This is a genomic window from Paenibacillus sp. FSL L8-0340, from assembly GCF_038593145.1.
Lineage (GTDB): Bacteria > Bacillota > Bacilli > Paenibacillales > Paenibacillaceae > Paenibacillus_AQ.
The window spans coordinates 5,034,852-5,054,529 of record NZ_CP151967.1 but is presented as its reverse complement, the minus strand read 5'-3'; the positions used below and the strand labels follow the sequence as shown (position 1 = coordinate 5,054,529).

Here is a 19,678-nt window from a genome sequence, read left to right as displayed (position 1 = left end):
TATTGAGGTGTTAGACATGGGACAAAACCTGGAAACTTTACCGCAACAACCGCCTGTGCGCAGCCGTAGAGCCTGGTCGCTGCAAAAGGGTGAGACGCTTTCCGGACTGCTGTTCGTAAGCCCGATGCTGGTCGGGGTGACGATACTGGTGCTGATTCCGATCATCGCCACGTTATTCCTCGGATTTGCCGATTGGAACTTTGTTCAGGGCTTTGACGGCATCCGCTGGGTAGGCCTGCAGAATTTCACCAATCTGCTGCAGGACGAGATGTTCATCCGTTCGGTGCGCAACAATTTTCTGTTTCTGCTGACGGTGCCGGTGTATTTGCTGGTGTCGATGGTGCTGGCGATTCTGATTGACCGTTATGTGTATATGAAGGGATATTTCAAAATCGCCTATTTCGTTCCTTATGTGTCCATGACCGTAGCGGTAGCCATCGTATGGCAGGTGCTGTTCCAGCCCTCCTATGGACCTATTAATGAAATGCTCAAGGCTATCGGAATTGCCGACCCGCCGAAATGGATTGCCGACCCGCATTTCGCGTTGATCTCGATCATGATGATCTCTGTCTGGATCTCCATCGGCTTCAATATGATTATTTACATCGCCGGACTGCAGTCCATTCCGAAGGATCTGTATGAGGCGGCTGACATTGATGGAGCAGGCGCCTGGACAAAATTCAGACGGATCACCTTCCCGCTGCTGTCACCAACGACCTTTTTTCTTCTTGTAACCGGTATTATTGCCACTTTTAAAGTGTTTGATATTATCGCTGTCCTGACGCAGGGCGGCCCTATCGGCTCAACGACAATGATGGTCTGGTACTTATACGATACAGCTTTTGTAAATCTGAAGGTTGGTTATGCGTCGGCCATCGCTGTGGTCTTGTTCATCTTCGTGATGCTGATTACTTTCGGCCAGTGGCTGGCAGAGAAAAAATGGGTTAATTACTAGGGCGGCAAGGGAGGGAAGAGAAACTATGGAAATACGCACAGGCTTGGACTGGCGCAAAGTAATTATTACGGTTGTAATGTTTGCGGGAAGTGTTTTGTTCCTGCTGCCTTTTATATGGATGCTGGTAACGTCGTTCAAAGTAGAGTCGGAAGTGTTTGCTTACCCGATCCAGTGGCTCCCCAAGAAGTGGAATGCCATTGAGAATTACAAGGAAGTCTGGTTCGGGGATTACCCGTTCACTCTATATTACTGGAACTCGATTAAAGTAGCGCTGATCACGACGGCGTTGTCCTGTCTGGTCTCGGCAATGGCCGCCTACGGCTTTTCGAAGATCAAATTCCGCTCCAGTAATTTCCTGTTTATGATCGTACTCGTGACGTATATGATTCCAGGACAGGCGATCCTGATTCCGCAGTTTATCCTGTACCGTAATATCGGGCTGTTTGACAGCCATTTTGGACTGATTCTGCTCGGCAGTTTCAGTGTGCTTGGCACCTTTATGCTGCGGCAGTTCTTTATGGGACTGCACCAGGAGTTCATTGAATCAGCTAAAATAGACGGTGCGGGCCACCCCAGAATCTTCTGGTCGATTGCACTTCCGCTGGTGAAGCCTGCTGTGGCCACTTATGCTATACTCCGGTTCATCTGGACCTGGAATGATTATCAGAATCCGCTGATCTTTATCCGAAGCGACAAGCTGCTGACCCTTCCGATAGCTATTCAAAAATTCACTTCCATGAGCGGAGAGTTCTATTCCCTGATCATGGCGGCCGCAGTGTCGGCAATTCTTCCGCTCATTATTATCTTTATCCTTGGCCAAAAAAGTGTTATCGAAGGAATTGCTCTTGGCGGTGTTAAAGGGTAAGCTGCAAGCGGGAACTCTCCTATATTTAATAGAAGTAAAAATAATTCAATAAAAGTAAATATTGTTTCATGTGTCAAATGAAAGCGTATTCTATAATTCAGTTGTCAGTTTCAAGTAAGTGAAAGCTGAAGAAAACTTTGAGGAGGGTTATAGAAATGAGAACAAAAGTATGGGCAGGAGCAATTACGGGGGTTCTGATGTTAGGCCTGCTGTCGGGCTGCGGCGGTAATAACAATAACAATGCTGCGGACGGTGGAGCGACTGCAGGCACAAACGGCGGGGCCTCCGGCAGTACCGAGACCACTAATCTGCGGCTCTACACCTACGGTACTGAAGAAGCCTATAATTGGAAGCATACGCTGGAGGCTTATGAAGCGGCAACTCCGGGCGTGAAGATTGAGCTGGTACAGCTCAGCGAGAAGGGAGATACACAGGAGGCCTTCAAAAAGCTGGATCTGGAGGCAGCGTCCTCAGCCCAGATGGATATTCTGATGTTCAGCGATGCGGCGGGTTATGCGCAGCGTGTCGCGCTTGGCATGGCGGAACCGCTGGATGAGTACATTGCCAAGGATAACTATAAGGTGGAAGAGGATTACAAGGTGGATACCCATCTGGACGGCAAGGTCTTCGCGCTTCCGGGTAAATTCAATCCATGGTATGTGCTGCTGAACAAGGACCAATTGGACGAAGCGGGTCTTGCGGTGCCGGCCGAATGGACCTGGGATGATTTTGCTGACTACGCCAAGAAGCTGACTAAAGGTGAAGGTGCGGAGAAACGCTACGGAACCTACTTCCATGGCCCTCAAGCCGGCGGCTGGATGGAATTCCTGAAGCTGAAGCTGGAGAATCAAGCGCAGAACTCCGAGTTTCTCAAAGCCGATGGCACGTCCAATCTGGACGATCCAAACTTCAAGGCGACGCTTGAGCTGAGACTGCGGATGGAGAAAGAGGATAAATCCTCGGTGCCCTATTCCGATATGATCTCCCAGAAGCTGGCCTACCGGACACAATTCTTCAACCAATCCGCCAGCATGATTCTGATCGGCAGCTGGATGAACACGGAAATTGGCGGTACGGAAAAGGTGCCTTTGAACTTTAATGTGGCGGTTGCCCCGTTCCCTAAGAACACTGCAGGCGATGAAAACGGTCTGACTCCGGTTACTACAGACTATGTGGCTGTGGCAGCCAAATCTAAGAATAAAGAAGCGGCTTACAAATTTGTACGCTGGTACACAACGGAAGGACAGCTTGTCCAAGGTAAAAACATCCCGGCCTGGAGCAAGGTGACCAGCGATCAGGTGGAAGGCATCATTGATACGATTCTCACCGGCACCAAAAATCCGGAGAATGTGGACAAAAAGTCACTGGTAGATACTCTCGTAGCTTCTAAAGCTTCGGCGATTATTCCACCCGCCACCTACCAGGCTGAGGTCTACAAGGCGATCAATGAGGAATACGAGAAAATGATCCTCGGCGATCAGGATGTGGATACAACGGTGAAAAACGCCAAGGAGCGGGTCGACAAAATTATTGCTGCCAACAAAAAATAATTGATATAATGTTTTAACCTTATACTTCTTGCAGAAACGGATGCCTTCCTTCAAGGGGAGGCGCACCGTTTCTACTTGTTTCAGGGGGACATCCGATATGATTAGCAGACTGAGGGAACTTGCCCCTAAATCCATCCGCCATAAGCTGATCCTGGCAGCTGTGGCTTGTATTCTCGTTCCAGCCGCTCTGACACTAATCATTTATAATTCCTTGACCCAAGAGGCCGTAAAACGGCAAGCGGTTTCAAATGCGGAGGATTCTCTGCAGCTGGTGAGCGGTTCAGTAATGAACAGCTTGAAGGGAATGGTGACCATTGCCAATTACGTGCAGACCAATCCCGGGCTGAGAGCCTATTTCAAGCTGGTGGCCTCGGGCAATGCCAGCGGCAATGAGTATGAACGCTTTATGGACAGTAACCGGGTGCTGGAGCAGCTTGATACCCTTACGGTTGTAGGCCAGAACTGCTATGTTACGATTCTGCTGACCAACAATGCTTACTATATGAACTATTCTGTTAGCGATTACAATCCGCTGGATCTTAAGAAAAAGCCCTGGTTCCAGAAGCTAATGGAACTGAAAGGGCTGGAATCCTATTGGATAGGTGTCGAGTCTACCGACTTCTCCTATGACAAATTTGATCATCCGTATCAGTTGACCGTTGCCCGTACGCTGCGGCTGGACAGCACAGAGATTTACGGCTATGCCATTGTCACGATTATGGAGGATCAGCTCCATTCGATTTTTGGCAATCTTTCCGCCGGCCAGAAGGTGACGCTGCTGGACAGTGCCGGCATGATCGTCTCCGGTGGCGATCCCGAAAGTATCGGCAAGCCGTTTCCATATACCGCTGCTGTGGATCATCTCAAGGATTCCACTGTGGTATCCATAGCAGGAGAGCGGTATCTGGTCGCCCAGCAGCAGATTCCATTCAACGGCTGGAGGCTTGTGCTGATGCAGCCATATTCACAGAGCATCGTCGATATCAGCTCCATATTCAACCGGGTATTTACCATACAGCTCATTTCCTTTTTTGTGTTTCTGCTGCTGATGATTACGCTGGTCCGTGCCTTTACGAAGCCGCTGGTGCGACTCGGCAAAGTGACAACGGCAGTGCAGCGGGGCAATCTGCTGGTGCGTTCGGGGGTCCGGGGCAATGACGAGATCGGGCGTTTGGGCCTGCTGTTCGATCAGATGCTGGACCGGGTCAAGGAAATGATAGCCGAAGTGTCCGATACCCAGGCGCGCAAAAGAAAAGCGGAGCTTAAAATGCTCCAGGCCCAGATCAACCCGCATTTTCTCTTTAATGTGCTCAACTCGATCCGGATGAAGGTCATGAAGCGGGGAGACCCGGACAGCGCCAAAATGATCGGTTCGCTGTCCATGCTGCTGCGGATGACGATCAGCCGTGAGGAGGATGAGATTTTCCTGCATGAGGAGATCGATCTGGTCTCCCATTATGTCAGTTTGATGAATCTGCGCCAGAAGGAAGAGGCCGCACTTCAGCTGGATATTGATCCGGAAGCTTTTCTCCTTAAAGTGCCACGTTTCTTTCTTCAGCCGCTTGTCGAGAACGCGCTCATTCACGGTCTCAGCCAAAAGCCGGGAACGATCAGCATCCGGGCAGTCGTGGAAGAGAAGGTCATCGTGCTTACGATTGAGGACAACGGGCGGGGGATGGACAGCAGCGAATTATCCAGCCTTACCCGCAAGATAAGCTTGGAAGCGGAGAGCCTTCCCGGGAAGGCAGAGCTTAAGGACTCTTTTTCCGGCATGGGACTGCATAATGTGGTCGAGCGGATGAGAATTCTTTTTGGCGGAGAATTTGCTATTGAAGTCAGCAGCATAGCAGGGGAAGGTACAGCAATCAGGATGTTTATTCCGCACAGGGAGGTGATCCGGGATGTATAAAGTCATGCTGGTGGATGATGATTATCCTGTAATTGAGCTTTTATCCGAAAGTATCCGCTGGGAGGAGCTTGGCCTGTGTCTGATGGGGACGCATGAGAATGGCTGGAACGCCTGGGAGCATGCCCGGCTGGAGATGCCGGATATTCTGATTACGGATATCGGGATGCCGCGGATGAACGGATTGGAGCTGTCTTCACTCGTGAAGGAGCTGAAGCCGGAGGTGCGGATTGCCATTCTTTCCTGCCATAACGAATTTCAGTACGCACAGCAGGCGATGAGGCTGAATGTGCAGGATTATTTGCTGAAGGATGCGCTGGACCCGGAGGATCTGGTGCAGCTCCTGCGCAGATTCAAGGAATCGCTGGATGAGGAAACCAAGACAGGCTGGGAGAATTCCCGGATCAAGCATTTGTTCGGGGAGACCCGGGAGCTGCGCAAGGAGCGGAGCATCAAGAATTTTATCCACCAGCCGCTGCTTTCACCGGAGAAATGGATGGATGAAGCTGCCGAATATGGATTGTTCCAGAATGGAGAATGCTGCCTGCCGGTGATCGCCTATCTTGAGGACTACCGGCATGTGAAATACCGCTTCTCCTCGGATCAGACCCTGCATTTTGCTGTATGCAATGTGATGAATGAGGTGCTGGACGGAATGAAGCCGAGCGGGCTGTATGTCGGTTACAATGTGAAGTCTTCATTCTTGTTATTCTCCTATAAGCCCGGTCTTCAGGGCAATATTTATGCCGAAGCCGCCGCCGGGCTGAAGATGATCCAGTCTACCTTGTTCAGGGTGCTGAAGATTCAAATGTCCTTCATTACAGGAGAAGGGACCGGTTCGCCGGAGGGGCTGAAGCAACAGCTTGGCCAACTGCTGGCGGGGGAAGAACAACGTTTCTATCTGGAGCAGGGGGAGATTGCGAAGCGGAAGTCCCCGCAGTCTCCGGTCAGCAGCCACACCAACAATCTGTTCGCTCATTATGACCAGGCCAGTATGGAGCTGAGAGAGGTGCTGCTGGGCAGGTCCGTTGATTTGTCGTGCACGATAACGGATAAATGGATAGCGCAGATCCGGCAGGAGAAGTATGCACCGGAAGTGGTTAAGGATTGGACGCTGAAGCTGCTGCTCGATCTGAAGCTGAAGCTGCATTCCCTGCAGTCGGTCCGGCCTGCTTATTCGGCGGATACGCTGCATAAGGAGATTGTGGATATTGATTCACTGCCTGCCCTGCGGGAATGGCTCGATAATCACCTGAAATCCATCGCCCGCGCCAAAGGTGCGGGCGCCGGGGCAAGCAAACGGGCTGAGGTGATGGAAGCCTGCCAGTATGTCTCTCTGCGTCTGGGCTCCAGAATCAGCCTGGATGAGGTGGCGGATCACTTGCACCTGAATTCCAGCTATTTCAGCAGGCTGTTTAAGAAGGAAACCGGCACTACTTTTATCGAATATGTAACCAAGCTGAAGATGGAACGGGCCAAGGAACTGCTGGACGGAACGAACTCTACGGTCGGTGAGATCTGTGAGCAGCTTGGGTATGACAACCAGAGCTATTTTATTAAGACATTCAAGTCGCATGCCGGAGTTACACCCGTGGAATACCGGGGCTGATATTCAGGTGTGCCAGGAAAGGCGGCGTAATATGCAAAGGATTGAACTGCATCCCATTATTGCAGCGATGGAACCGTCGGATGTCCGGTTGTATTATCCTGAAGGTGATCAGAAGACATTCTGGAGTTATGTGCTGGAATCACCGCTATACTGTGATGAGCTTGCGGAGATCCGCCGGGAAGGCGAACGGCTGAATGATGTTCCTATTCCTGAGCTTACGTATGAGCTGTTCTCCAGCTTTGCCCGCACGGGTTCAAGGCTGGAATATGAGCGGGTCTATTTCGAGCGCAGGCGAATACTGAATACGGCTGTTCTGCTGGCGCTGCTGGAACCCGGGCGGGAGAAGCATTTAACGGCGGTGTGTGAGATTGTGTGGAGCATCTGCAACGAATATACCTGGTGTCTCCCCGCTCATCTGGGAGATACCGGCATCACAGAGACGATTGATTTGTTCTCGGCAGAGACAGGCTTTGCACTCAGCGAAATCAATTGTCTTCTTGGCGAACGGCTGCCTGCCCTGCTGCGGGCCCGGATCAAGGCAGAGATAGATAAGCGGCTGTTCGTACCGTACTTAACCTGCGGACCCTATCATTGGGAGACTTCCACCCATAATTGGTCGGCGGTTTGTTCCGGCTCTATAGGCTCGGCGGCACTTTTGCTGATGGAAGATAAGGAAACGCTTACCGAGATCCTGTACAAAGTGCAGGGCAGCATGGAATATTACTTGCAGGGCTTTGGTGAAGACGGCGCTTGTCTTGAAGGGTTGGGGTACTGGAATTACGGATTTGGCTATTTCGTCTACTATGCTGATCTGCTTCGCCAAAAAAGCCGGGGGCAGCTGGACTGGTTCCGGCGTGATAAGGTAGGCAGCATCGCGGCCTTCCAGCAGAAATGTTTTCTCGGCGGGCAGCTTGTGGCGAACTTCTCCGATTCACTGGAGTCAGGCCATGTATTTCTAGGACTCAGCCATTATCTGGCTTCCGCGTATCCTGAAGTGGAGGTACCTCCGCTGTCGCTTAGAGCCGCTTACACTGAGGATCACTGCAGCCAGTGGGCTCCTGCGCTGCGTAATCTGATCTGGCGTAAGCCGGAGGAAGGACAAAGAGATTGGGGCAGCGCCAGCTATTATCTTCCGGATGCGCAGTGGCTGTTGTCCCGTCATTCGGGTACGGATGGCGGTTTCGGGTTTGCTGCCAAGGGCGGCAACAATGACGAACCTCATAACCACAATGACCTCGGGGGATTTATCCTGCAGGGAGAAGGAACGGTATATATTTCCGAGCTGGGCAGCGGGGAATACACTTCAGGTTACTTCGGAACAGAGCGGTACTCCTATGATTGCAACGGTTCTCAAGGCCATAGCGTGCCAATTATAGACGGGCAGTACCAGGTTGCGGGAGCGGAGGCTTATGCTGAAGTTCAGGAAGCGAAGGCCGGGGACGGCAGTGATGTGCTGGAGCTTGATTTGACCCGTGCATACCGTGTTGGCAGCTTGGAGGGCTTAACACGCCGCTTCAAATGGGAGACAGGCGTTAATCCTCCTGTACTTGCGATGACTGATGAATTCCGGTTTGCGGAAGCTCCAGCGGCGCTGGTTGAACGGTTTATTACCTTTATTCCGCCTGTTCTGGAGGAAGATACGGTGCTGCTTGAGAGGCAGGGAGACGGAGATGGGTATGAACAGGGACAGGGACAGGCAGATGATGGACAAGCTCATGGAAAGGCAAATAGAGGAGCAGCTGGGCAGGGGCAGCGTGGGTTGCGTATCAGCTATGACATTGCGAAGCTGAAGCCCGAAATTTCCGTGCATAGCTATAACGACCATTTCGGTAAGATGAAGACTTGGTATGGTCTGGATTTTTATGCCGGGAAGCCGGGTAAGCATGAAAGATATCATTTTGAATTCAGATTCCTGGACTAAATATGCTTTCAACCGTGATGAGCGGTTCAATAGAAGAAATCTGGGGACAACAGCGGCCGGAAGTTCAAACATCCCCCGCAGTTACAACCCGATCTAATATGGAAATCTAGAGTTCAACATGTATCATCCAAAACAATGAATGGCGGTGGCTAGAGATGACAGCGGAAACAAAGCTGGGCTGGGTAGAGGAAGCGTGGAGCAAGGCACTGGAGAAGACACGGAAGAACAGCCGGAGAATCGGCGCGGGCTTTCCCCATGCCAGTCAAGGCGGCCAATATGAACTGGCCCAGCCGTACTGGTGGACAGCCGGCTTCTGGCCGGGACAGCTGTGGCTTCTGTATAACGACAGCAAGGACGAGTCTTTGCGCGCGCTGGCAGAGGACTGTGAGGAACAGCTGGACCAGGTTCTGAATGATTATGTCCGACTTGACCATGATCTGGGCTTTATGTGGACTTTGACCAGCGTGGCTTCCTACAAGCTGCTAGCCAGCGAGGATTCCAAGGTTAGAGCGTTGAAGGCAGCGAATTTTCTCGCGGCCCGCTTTAATCTGAAAGGAAGCTACATCCGGGCCTGGAATCCCTGGTATGAAGGCGAAGATAACCGCGGATACGCGATCATTGACTGTGCGATGAACATGCCGCTGCTTTTCTGGGCAGCGGAGACCAGCGGAGATCCGCGTTACCGCCATATTGCCGAAGCACATATGGACACGGTCGTGAAGCACTTCATCCGCCCGGACGGCTCCGTGTATCATATTGTCCGTTTCGATCCCGTAACCGGCGAATTCCTCGAAGGCATCGGCGGCCAGGGTTATGCCGCCGGGTCGGCCTGGTCCCGCGGCACAGCCTGGGCGATCTATGGACTGACGCTGGCCTACCATCATACCGGCAAGGCTGAATATCTCCATACCGCCCAGAAGGTGGCCCATTTCTTCCTGGCCCGTTTGCCGGAGGACCACGTCCCGCACTGGGATTTCCGCGCACCCGGAGAAGCGCGCGGCTTCCGCGATTCGTCAGCCGGCGCTTGTGCGGCAAGCGGTTTGCTGCTGCTTGCCGACAAAGTCGGAGAGACCGAGGCACCGGTCTACCGGGAGCCTGCGATCCGGATGCTGGAATCGCTCTACCGCAATTACGGCACCTGGGACAACGACGCTGAGGAGGGATTGATCCTCCATGGTACGAGCAATTATCCGGCCGGAACAAACATTGATGTTCCCCTTATTTACGGAGACTTCTTCTATGTCGAAGGACTGGCACGGCTGAAGGGGAATGGCCCGTTCTATTGGGAGTAAGCGCCCACCGTCATGCTGTGGGAATAGGGGGGGAATTCGTGGGCAACACGTTTTTTGGGAGCAGGCAGTGGATACGCAGAGAAGCTGCGGACTCCAGAGTTCTTATTTTCCGGATTTCGCTTGCTTGGCCTGCTTGCCGGACTCCAGCGCACTTATTTGCTCGTAGATCAACTAAATCATCGACTTTTACTAGGGATAGCGTCATCTGTCCTGTCGTTCGTGCGAAGAGGCCATTATTGCAAAATAACGTCACTGGAGTCCGCAGAGCAGCAGACGCTGGTGGAAGGAGCAGCTTTCCAAGAAGATGCGTTGGTGAGAGTGCTGACGAGATTGTTGGAAGATGCACTGGTGAGTGCCGATGACGATGCCAGAAGATATGCTGGTGAGTAAGGGGGATATTGCTGGGATGTAGGTTACTGGTGGTGAGTGTGGTTAGGGAGTGGAAATAGGTTGCTTAGGTACATTAGCGAGCGTGGCGGGTTTGCTGGAAGTAGCACCAGCGAGCGCGGATGGAGTGCTAGTAGAAACATTGGTCAGACCCGATGAGGTTGCTAGAAATTGCACTAGTGTTTGCGGATGGTTTGCTGAAGTTAAAGCAGCGAGCATGAGCACGGATGAGGTTGCTATATATTGCATTGGCGGTGCGATGGGACCGCAGAAGATGATCGGAAAACACCAACAGCACAGCAAAAGTTGCATCAGTGAGCGCATCGATTCTGAACGTGTATAGTTGGAGCCTGACTCTATAAAAATTCGAGAAGCAATTAGGAGTGATGTCGATGAGTAGCCAATGGGGACCAATTGGGGCTAATCCGCTGGTCACAAAAGAAGATATGCAAAATGCTTTCCGTCAGCTGGCCTATCCGCTTAAGCCTTACTATAGTGAGGGACGTGCCCGTCTGAAGCTGGGGGTAACCGGAGTTCATTACGGGCCCGATATTGCCGAAATGGAGGGCTTCTCCCGGGTATTATGGGGATTTGTGCCGTTTCTGGCCGGTGGCGGCGAAGATGACATGTGGGAGATGCTGCTGGACGGCATCCGCAACGGGACCGACCCGGAGCATAAGGAATACTGGGGTGAGGTCGGTGATTATGACCAGCGCCTTGTGGAGATGGCAGCATTTGGCTACGGGTTGGCGCTGATCCCGGACCGGATCTGGGGGCCGCTGAGCGAACGGGAGCAGAGGAATTTGTTCAATTGGCTGAACCAGATGAACTCACATCCTTGTTATGACTGCAATTGGCTCTTCTTTAATGTGCTGGTTAATCTAGGCTTCCGCAAGGCTGGCCTACCGTATGATGCCGATCAACTGGAGCAGAATCTGCGGCGCATGGATGATTTCTACTTGACCGATGGCTGGTACAGCGACGGGATCGGCGGTCATAGTGATTATTATGTTCCGTTCGCCATCCATTTCTACGGGCTGCTCTATGCCGAACTGATGGGTGAGGAAGATCCTGAGCGGGCAAGCGTGTTCAGGGAACGGGCCGGAAAGTTCGCTGCTGAATTCATCTATTGGTTTGCTGCGGACGGCTCCGCGCTTCCGTATGGCCGCAGCTTGACCTACCGGTTCGCCCAATCGGCCTTCTGGGGGGCCCTTGCTTATGCAGGAGTTGAAGCTGTGCCTTATGGTGTTGTCAAAGGGATCGTTCTGCGCAACTTACGCTGGTGGTTCCAGCAGGATATTCTGAACGCGGACGGCGTATTGAACATCGGTTATACCTATCCCAACCTGGTGATGGCCGAGAACTATAACTCGCCGGGGTCGCCGTATTGGTCCTTGAAATTCTTCCTGCCGCTGGCCCTGCCGGATTACCATCCCTTCTGGCAGGCGGAGGAGCTGCCGCTTCCGGAGCTTGAAGCACTAGCCGTGCAGCAGCCTGCTCATCTTGTTATTTGCCGCCGGGCAGAAAGCGATCATGTCGTCGCCTTCAACAGCGGGCATAAAGGCACCAATGAGCATACCCATACTTCGGCCAAATATGAGAAGTTCGCTTATTCCACTGCTTTTGGGTTCAGCGTTCCCCGTTCGGAATGGGGAATCTCCCAGGGCGCATTTGATTCCATGCTGGCGCTCAGCGAGGCGGGCGATAATCTGTACCGGGTGAGAAGACAAAATGAAGAGACGCGGATTGAAGACAATCTGCTCTTCTCCAGATGGAAGCCGTGGTCCAATGTGGAGGTGCAGACCTGGGTTGTGGCTGGTCTTCCCTGGCATATCCGGATTCACCGGGTAGAAACAGAAAGAACACTGGATGCCGCAGAAGGCGGTTTTGCCTTGGCGCTGGAGCCTGGACTGCATGAGATACTTCCTGCTGAAGGAGCAGGTATGACAGCGATCAGCAGCCATGGCACCAGCGGCATTCTCGGCTTGGCCGGCTACAGCGAAGCAGTGCTGATCCGTCCTCATACCAATACCAATGTGCTGCGGCCGCGGACAGTCATACCGACGCTGCAGGCTAAGCTTGCTCCCGGGACCCACTGGCTGATTTCGGCCGTGTATGGCGAGCCGGGAGACAGCGGTGAAGGAGACGAGGCTATGGCTGCCGAACCAGCAGGTGACCCGTTGCAGCTTCTCGGTGTGGAGCTGACAGGGCATGAAATCCGGGTTGCTACTCATACCGGCCAGAGCATCACCATACCGCTGGATAAGTAGAATCTCCCGTCGGTACAACATTCAGGCTGGCTGGCGGAGAGGGCACCCAGAGGGTGAGGGTTGGCCAGCAGGTACCACAGTAACGGGAATAGTTACCGCTGTATTAGGCTTATTTAGTGAAATAGAGCTGTTGCCGGGAAATCAGCCCGCTAAAATTTCAATATATTACGTAGCAGGGGAATTCGACTTAATTACCGTTAGGAATTCCCGCTACCCTCCCGGTAATCGGGATTCTGATGAAAGTAAAGGGTATTATTCCCGTTACTTTCCCAATGCCCAACAAGTACGCCAATTGGCGAAACCTGGTGGTTTGACCAACAGCCCGAACCGGATATTCTGGTGAAGGGCTGTTTATTTTTTCCGGCAGGCGCATTATGATTGAAATAAAGGAAAAATTAGGGGGTTGAGAGATGTTTGAGAATTTTGAGCCGGATGATAGAGTGCTGTATAGCAGTGGGTTTAAGCAAGAGGAGGTTCTACATAATCTGATTCACCGCATTACGGAGTACGCGGATGCGATCAAGCTCAAAAGCATTGATGATCAACTGATCTTCACCCAATCGACAGGTCACAATGCCTGGTTATGGGTTTCGAAGGAGCTTGAAGTACAGCAGCGGGATGATTTGGTGCGGCAGCTGGCGGAACGGGTGAAGGATAGCGGAATCCCTGGAATCAGCGCAGAGCCGGAGACGGCTAAGGCATTCGCGGAAGCTTTTTGCGCGGCCAAAGGGAAACTTCATCATACCTATATGATGCTAAAAGCTTACCATTGCCCGGAGGTGCGGAAACCCGGTCATGTCAGTGGGTCGCTGTTGCAGGCCGGTGAGGCCCATATTCCGGTGATCGCGGAGTTTACAGCCCGATTCGTAGAGGATGCCTTTGGGACTTCTGAGCAGCAGGAGAATTTTCTTTCCTATGCGGATGAAGCGGTTCGTGCCGGCAACCTGTATTTGTGGGTTGTGGAAGGTGTGCCCGTATCAATGGCGGCCATCGCACACCGCTCGGCGAGACATGTCCGGATTAATAATGTCTATACGCCGCGCACTCACCGTAAACAAGGGTATGCCAGCGCAGCCGTGGCTGAACTATGCCAAATTTTGCTCGCCGAAGGCTTAACTCCGGTGCTGTACGCAGACGACAAAAACCCGGATTCCAACAAGGTCTACCAAGCTGTAGGATTTGTGGAAGCAGGGCAAATTGCAGATATTAAATTCGACTGAAGCAGCTGTAAAGCCGCTGTGGAACAAGGAGACAGATCATATGCTGAATGCCATGAAAATTATAGTAACCGGAGCCGCTTCCGGGATTGGCAGGGAAATTGTCCGGCTTGGTCTGCGGGAGGGTGCGGGCGTCATAGCCTGCGATATCAACGGCCCGGCGCTGGAGCAGTTGGAATCGGAAATGGCTTCCGGCAAGTTGTCCGCCTATCGGCTGGATGCCAGTCATCACCGCGAGGTGAAACAATTCTTTGCCTATATAGAGCAGCAGCATGCGGATATCAATGGTTTGGTCAACAATGCAGGCATCTATTTGGGCAAAAGTATCCTTGAGTATGCCCCTGATGAAATAGATCGGGTGCTGGATATCAACGTGAAAGGTTATGTCTATTTCTCTCAGATGTTCGGCAGGCTGCTGCTAGGAAGCCGTCGCCAAGGCGCAATCGTCAACATGTCGTCCGTATCCGGACAGGAGGGAAGCTCGGATGCCGTTTACGGCTTGTCGAAAGCGGCTATTCTGGGTTTGACGAAGAGCTGCGCGATGAACTTCGCCCCCTATATCCGCGTAAACGCGGTTGCGCCGACAATGACGAATACACCGATGATGAGCCATATTCCCGATTGGAGACAGACGGAATATCTGGAGCATCAATTGACTAAGGAGCCGCTGCTGGCAGAAGAGATTGCCGAAAGTGTTGTTTTTTTGTTGAGCAGAAAGTCAAGGGCTTATACCGGTGCAACGTTTGATATTAACAATGGCTGTTATTTACGCTGACGGGAGGTTGTTTTTGTGATCTCTCGTGTAATAGGACCATCGGATGAAGAAATTGAACATCTGATAAAGAAATGTTATATAGATTCGGTTTATGAAAAAGCATCCCTGAAATTCTATTCCGGATTCTACGGAGAGGCTCAAGTGGTTCTGGTAATCTGCGGGGTGGGTAAAGTCAACGCCTGCATTGCGACGCAGGTGCTGATTGACATATGCGGACGAAGAAAGTGTTGAAAGCTTTGAAACCCATGTGGAATCGGTCTCCCTGAATGCATTGTGCCTAGTGGAAAAGCTGCTGGTAAGTTTACATAAACCTTTGATTTGAGGATGACATCTGGATCTGGAGCTTTCAAAAACGCAGCGTAAAAGGTGCGGAATTCCATAGAGGGGGGCAAGTGCTGAAAATTTGACTTGCAACCCCTGCGTTGACTATGCTAATAGCAAGTGCAATTTATCACACTTACAGATAAGTCTTTGTATTAGGGGGAAAGCAGTAATGGAGAGGGTGCAGGTATGGCCTGAGAGGTTTAAAAAGTTTTTTTTAAATAACAAATTTGTGGTTTCTTTACTGATTATTTTACTTATCGGGGTTACGATTCTAGTGTTCTCCAAGGTTCCGTTTATCTTCAAGCCGATATCGGTCCTGCTGCACACAGTGGCGGCTCCGCTGCTACTCTCCGGAATCGCCTACTATTTGCTGAATCCGCTGGTTGACCGGTTGGAGAGAAGAAGTAAAGTGAAGCGTGCCTATGGGATTGTGATTCTGTATCTGGTGATCGCCGGGATTATTACACTAATTCTGCTGACAGTCATTCCGATAATCCGCACCCAGCTGCTTGGACTGATTGATAATTTCCCTAAATACAGTGAGCAGATTCAGCAGGAATTCGTTAATCTGACCGGCAGTGAGCAGTTCGAGCGCATTCAGGAGAATATTGGCATGGACTTCACTAATATCACCAGCAAGGTGACAACATGGGCTACCTCCTTTCTGAATAACGCAGTGAATGGCGTTGGCAGCTTCGTTGGGGCATTGACCGAAATTGTTCTGGCTGTGGTAACCACGCCATTTATCCTGTTCTACCTGCTCCGTGACGGCAAAAAGCTGCCTGATTACCTGATGAGGTTCATCCCTACAGGCTTGCAGCCGCAGACTCGGGAAGTAATGTCCGAAATGAACAGCCAGGTGGCTTCCTATATCCGCGGACAAATTATCGTAAGCTGCTGCATCGGTGCGCTGCTCTATATCGGGTATTTGATTATCGGGCTGGAGTATTCCCTGGTGCTGGCGATCGTTGCAGCCTGTACGGCGGTAGTTCCCTATTTGGGTCCGGCCATTGCCATTACTCCAGCCTTAATCGTTGCGATGGTAACTTCTCCTTTCATGCTGTTGAAAATGATCTTCGTCTGGACTGCGGTCCAGCTGATTGAAGGTAAATTTATTTCACCGCAGATCATGGGCAAGTCGCTGAAGATACATCCGATTACTATAATTTTCGTCATTATTTTTGCCGGTAAAATGTTCGGCGTGCTTGGCATTATCCTGGCTGTTCCGGGTTATGCCGTGCTGAAGGTGGTCGTTACCCATGTCTTCCAGTGGTTCCGTTTCCGCTCCGGATTATATCAAGTGATCGAAGAAAAAAAGGAATAAAGCGAGAGGATGATTGTTTTATGACAGGACCCGTGGCAGATACATTATATGGGAAGCTGCAAGGAACACAAAGTGACGGTGTGAACATCTGGCGCGGAATTCCTTTTGCCGCCCCGCCTGTAGGTGAGCTGCGATTTCGCGCGCCACAGCCGCCGGAGCCATGGAATTCTATTAGAGAGGCCAGGGAATTCGGCCCGGTCAGCCATCAGCCTGTCAGTACCGGCAGTACCCGATTCGGAGGTACAACTCCTGAATATTCCGAAGATTGCCTGTACCTGAACATCTGGTCGCCAGCGGCTGAAGGTGAAGCTCTGCCGGTCATGGTATGGATTCATGGGGGCACTTTTGTAACCGGAGCCGGCAGCCAGCCGATGTTCGAAGGTACCCATATGGCCAGTAAAGGAAAGGTCATTGTGGTTACAGTCAATTATCGGCTGGGACCGTTCGGTTTCATGCATTTGTCGCCGTTTGGCGGCGGCTTGGCCTCCAATGCCGGTCTGCTGGACCAAATTGCCGCACTGCAATGGGTGCAGGGCAATATTGCCGCGTTTGGCGGCGACCCGAAACGGGTTACCCTCTTCGGCGAGTCTGCGGGCAGCATGAGTATTGCCGCGCTGCTGGCGATGCCTGCGGCACAAGGCTTGTTTGCCGGAGCTATTATGCAGAGCGGGGCTGCACAGACCCTGAAGGCGCAGCAAGGTGAAGAGATTGGCGCAGCTTTTCTGGCCGAGCTCGGGATTCGTCCAGGCGGCGATACCACACTGCTGGACACACTCCCGGCAGAGCAAATATTGAAGGCAGCAGGGGCGATGGTTTACAAGCTGTCCGGCAATGCGATGAGTATGCTGTTCCAGCCCGTTATTGAGCCGGATACTTTGCCGGCAGATCCGGCGCAGGCTATTGCAGAGGGTGCAGCAAGCGGTATACCGCTTGTGATCGGGACGAATCTTCATGAGGGCAACCTGTTCTTCCGGGGAAGTGGTTCGGCAGAGAACTTTGACCAGTCACTTCAAGCTCTGGAAATGATGATGGGAGTAGAGAATCTGACTGAACTCGCGCTCCATTATCCCAAGACCGTGGAGGGACAGGCTGATTTTCTGACGGACCTCTATTTCTGGGACAGCTCCATTTCTATCGCTGAGCGGCAGCATCGCTATGCCCCGGTATGGATGTACCGGTTCGACTGGACCATACCCGGCCATCCGCTGCTCGAGAAGGCTGTGCACAGTGCGGAAATCTGCTATGTATTTAATAATTTATCGCATATGGCGCATTATGGAGTAGAGGTTACTCCTGCCATGGAGCGATTGTCGGATGCGATGCTCTACGCCTGGACAGCCTTTGCCCACCGTGGCGATCCGTCGGTGCCAGACCTGTCTTGGCCGCAGTATACACTGGAAGACCGCGCTACCCTGATCTTTGAGCAGGATATCCGCATCGTGGCTGATCCGGACCGGAAGAAGCGGACACGGCTGCTGTCAGCACAAGAGAACTCGCCTTAAGGCTCATCTACCGGGACGTTGTCAGAGTAGCAGCAGTCAGATATGCTTGTGTACAAAGAAGATCGGCATTATAGAGAAGCAGCAGGGACCCGGGTATGCGGGAACCTGCTGCCTTTTTATGTATCTGCGTTTGGGGTAGGGAGTAGTCCGAAGCTTATTTTACCGGGGTATAGCCGGTCTTTGCCACCAGTTCCTGACCCTCGGGAGAAACTACCCAATCCAGAAAAGGCTGGATATGCGGATTGGTGCTTCCGGCGGTTACGGCATAAAATTCGGAGGCAAAAGGATAGGCTCCGCTGCGAATGCTCTCCCTGCTGGGCTCAACCCCGTCGACGGCGAGCAGCTTGATCTCGTTATTACTGTTCATCTCCGAGGCGTAGAACAGGAAGCTGAAGCCAAGAGCATTTTTATAATTCCGGTAGCTGGCGGTCTGGCTGATAATGCCGCTCATCACATCCATAACATCTTTTTGCGGAGCTGTCATGAGCGGGGTACCCTCCATGATTTTCTCAAGCATGGTTTGGCTGCCGCTGTTTTCTTCCCGCTGGAACGCCCGGATCGAGTCCCGTTTGCCGCCTACTTGTTTCCAATTCGTCAGCTTGCCGGAATAGATATCCTTGATTTGCTGTGTGGTCAATCCGTCCACCTTGTTCCGCTTATGAACGAAGAAGACAAAGGCCTCGCGGCCAATAGGCGTAAGAACTAGCTCTTTGCCGGCTGCTTTGGCTGATTTCTGTTGGGAGAGAGAGGGGGCTGCTGCAAAAATAATATCCGTATCTCCTTCGATCAGACGGTCATAAGCAGTGGAGGTCGAAGTGCAGACTACCGTACTGCTCTCAAAATCATATACGCTATAGTCGTCCTTCGGGTAGACGGCTTGAACAAAAGCGGAATATAGCGGGTAGAGTGCGGTTGCACCGTCTAGCCGCGGAAGCTCGTCTGTGATCTTATAAGTGGAGGTTTGGTCCAGTATGGCTATCTTGGATTCCGGCTGGAAAGGTTTATATTTCTCCAGAGAAATCTCCCGGTCATTCACTTCAGCGAGGCTGTTCACATAAGCCTGGTTGATTTCATAAACGCCTGCCGCCAGTAGACATACCCCGGCGAAAGAGGCGAGCACGATCCGCCGGATACGCAGATTGAACAAGTCAAAGATCGCCAGCACCGCATAAACTGCAAGGGCAAAAGCGACAACGGCGGAAAGCGGGGCATAAAATTGCATCCCTCCAAACAAGGAGATAGCGAAAAAGGCGATAGTTTCGGCAAATGCAATAGCGGCTACAGCGATAAATGATAACGGCAAGTTTGTTCCAAGTGGTCTTTTCATAAGGGCCTCTCTTTCATTGGATGAAGAATATGGATAATTCACATAATTCTATTATAACTTAATGAATTCAGCAGGAATTACAAAAAAATATCATTTAGAGGGCGCGAAATGCGGTGGTGAATGAAATAATATAATTTTTTCATGAAATACTGGACGGAAATCATAAACGGGAGTATCCTAAGATTGTGAAAAAAATAACGGAATACAAGATTCTCGGGGTAAGGTGAAATTCCTGACCGGCGGTGATGTTCAAAGCGAACTCAGCCCGCGACTCCTTCTCGCTGACAGCAGCGGAAAGGACTGATCTGGTGACATTCCAGAGCCGACGGTAAAGTCCGGATGGGAGAGGATCATAAGATAAAGACGACAGGTTTATTCCTGATGGTCTTTATTGATAATGACCCCCGATGCTTGCCCCTCAGAAGGCAGCGCGGGGGTTTTTGGTCTCTTATCG

Annotated in this window: 15 protein-coding genes and 1 riboswitch; of the genes, 14 read left to right on the top strand and 1 reads right to left on the bottom strand. The window is 51.7% G+C overall.

Going from position 1 to position 19,678, the window contains the following annotated elements:
* Window positions 1-16 precede the first annotated feature (16 nt).
* From NST07_RS23040 to NST07_RS22975, 14 genes are all read left to right on the top strand, one after another.
* Complete coding sequence (locus NST07_RS23040) at window positions 17-955, top strand: sugar ABC transporter permease (protein WP_341094640.1); 939 nt, start codon at window positions 17-19, stop codon at window positions 953-955.
* A gap of 25 nt (window positions 956-980) precedes the next feature.
* Entirely contained in the window at window positions 981-1,820 is an 840-nt protein-coding gene (locus NST07_RS23035; protein WP_038594650.1) for a carbohydrate ABC transporter permease, read from the top strand.
* 155 nt (window positions 1,821-1,975) lie between these two features.
* Window positions 1,976-3,370, top strand: a complete 1,395-nt coding sequence (locus tag NST07_RS23030; RefSeq protein ID WP_341094638.1) for an extracellular solute-binding protein — start codon at window positions 1,976-1,978, stop codon at window positions 3,368-3,370.
* A 97-nt stretch (window positions 3,371-3,467) separates the two neighbouring features.
* Complete coding sequence (locus NST07_RS23025) at window positions 3,468-5,279, top strand: sensor histidine kinase (RefSeq protein ID WP_342480224.1); 1,812 nt, start codon at window positions 3,468-3,470, stop codon at window positions 5,277-5,279.
* Window positions 5,272-6,885 (top strand): helix-turn-helix domain-containing protein, encoded by a 1,614-nt coding sequence (locus NST07_RS23020; RefSeq protein WP_341094635.1) that lies wholly within the window; start codon window positions 5,272-5,274, stop codon window positions 6,883-6,885. The genes NST07_RS23025 and NST07_RS23020 overlap by 8 nt, the downstream gene beginning before the upstream one ends.
* A 31-nt stretch (window positions 6,886-6,916) precedes the next feature.
* Window positions 6,917-8,806, top strand: a complete 1,890-nt coding sequence (locus NST07_RS23015) for a hypothetical protein (protein WP_342480223.1) — start codon at window positions 6,917-6,919, stop codon at window positions 8,804-8,806.
* A gap of 155 nt (window positions 8,807-8,961) precedes the next feature.
* On the top strand, window positions 8,962-10,098 hold the full coding sequence (locus NST07_RS23010; protein WP_341094632.1) for a glycoside hydrolase family 88 protein: 1,137 nt from the start codon (window positions 8,962-8,964) through the stop codon (window positions 10,096-10,098).
* Window positions 10,099-10,152: 54 nt separating this feature from the next.
* Window positions 10,153-10,488, top strand: a complete 336-nt coding sequence (locus tag NST07_RS23005) for a hypothetical protein (protein ID WP_341379170.1) — start codon at window positions 10,153-10,155, stop codon at window positions 10,486-10,488.
* Window positions 10,489-10,877: 389 nt separating this feature from the next.
* Window positions 10,878-12,755: a DUF2264 domain-containing protein gene (locus tag NST07_RS23000; protein WP_341094630.1), complete on the top strand. Its 1,878-nt coding sequence runs from the start codon at window positions 10,878-10,880 to the stop codon at window positions 12,753-12,755.
* 410 nt (window positions 12,756-13,165) lie between these two features.
* The gene (locus NST07_RS22995; RefSeq protein ID WP_341094629.1) at window positions 13,166-13,975 is read left to right on the top strand and encodes a GNAT family N-acetyltransferase; all 810 of its coding nucleotides are present in this window, start codon (window positions 13,166-13,168) and stop codon (window positions 13,973-13,975) included.
* Window positions 13,976-14,015: 40 nt separating this feature from the next.
* Window positions 14,016-14,747 (top strand): SDR family oxidoreductase, encoded by a 732-nt coding sequence (locus tag NST07_RS22990; RefSeq protein WP_341094628.1) that lies wholly within the window; start codon window positions 14,016-14,018, stop codon window positions 14,745-14,747.
* A 15-nt stretch (window positions 14,748-14,762) separates the two neighbouring features.
* A complete protein-coding gene (locus tag NST07_RS22985) occupies window positions 14,763-14,978 on the top strand; it encodes a hypothetical protein (RefSeq protein WP_341094627.1) in 216 nt (71 codons plus the stop codon).
* 262 nt (window positions 14,979-15,240) lie between these two features.
* Window positions 15,241-16,395 carry an AI-2E family transporter gene (locus NST07_RS22980; protein ID WP_340897385.1) on the top strand — a complete coding sequence of 385 codons (1,155 nt, stop codon included), beginning with the start codon at window positions 15,241-15,243 and terminating at the stop codon, window positions 16,393-16,395.
* Between the two features lie 20 nt (window positions 16,396-16,415).
* Complete coding sequence (locus tag NST07_RS22975) at window positions 16,416-17,897, top strand: carboxylesterase/lipase family protein (RefSeq protein ID WP_342480222.1); 1,482 nt, start codon at window positions 16,416-16,418, stop codon at window positions 17,895-17,897.
* Between the two features lie 154 nt (window positions 17,898-18,051).
* On the opposite strand, the gene NST07_RS22970 is transcribed toward NST07_RS22975, so the two are convergent.
* On the bottom strand, window positions 18,052-19,224 hold the full coding sequence (locus NST07_RS22970; protein ID WP_341094625.1) for a substrate-binding domain-containing protein: 1,173 nt from the start codon (window positions 19,222-19,224) through the stop codon (window positions 18,052-18,054).
* A 205-nt stretch (window positions 19,225-19,429) separates the two neighbouring features.
* Window positions 19,430-19,579: riboswitch (FMN riboswitch) on the top strand.
* Window positions 19,580-19,678: the final 99 nt, after the last annotated feature.